This window comes from Vibrio sp. 1580 (assembly GCF_033340055.1).
In genome coordinates this window covers 1-714 of the sequence record NZ_JAWOVT010000269.1, presented here as the reverse complement: position 1 = coordinate 714, position 714 = coordinate 1, and the positions used below count along the sequence as shown (strand labels likewise).

Genomic DNA, 714 nt, shown 5'->3' with positions numbered 1-714 from the left:
CAATAAAGCGTGTGTGGTTTTCGGTTTGGTTTGCGATGTTGCCTTGGATCGCTTGCAGGCCGTACAACTTACCACTTGAAGCATTACCAATTGCGGCCACATCATCACGATTCATCTCTTGGACTTTTTGCATCGCGTCTGCTGTGCTTGCGCAAGACTCAAGTTTCACGCCTTTCATACGGCTTAAGAATTCGCTGCACTGTTGGTGCGGTTGCGGATGCGAGTACAGTGTTTTGATGTCTTCGAGGCGAATGTCTTTTGTTGCAACTAAGCAGTGCTCGATAGGTTGAGTCAGTTCACCAACAATATACAGCGTGGTGTGTTGTAGTAGGTCATATACTTCATTGATCGAGCCCGAGCTGGTGTTTTCGATGGGCAGCACACCGTAATCAGCATGGCCAGATTCAACCGTTTGAGTCACTTCTTTGAAATGCTCACAATTTAGCTCGATAAGCTCGGTATTTTTACGACTGAAATATTCGCGGCTTGCCAAGTGCGAGTAAGAACCTTTGGCTCCCAAGAAAGCGACGCGTGCAAGTGGCTTGCGGCTTTGTTGCGGATTAACAAGGTTTTGCAGATAACCTTGTTGAAGTAAGACCGAATCTTCAATGATGGTGTGGAAAAGTTTGGTGATGTACTGAGCATCGAGTTCGTATTTGTCTCGGCCGTTGGAAATCAGCTTAACCAACAGTTGTTGCCCTCGAACGGCATCAC

General features: G+C 46.9%; 1 protein-coding gene. It reads right to left on the bottom strand.

The features are described from left to right. The coding region (locus R7093_RS25440) for a prephenate dehydratase domain-containing protein (protein ID WP_318147048.1) at window positions 1–714 on the bottom strand (714 nt) is incomplete at both ends.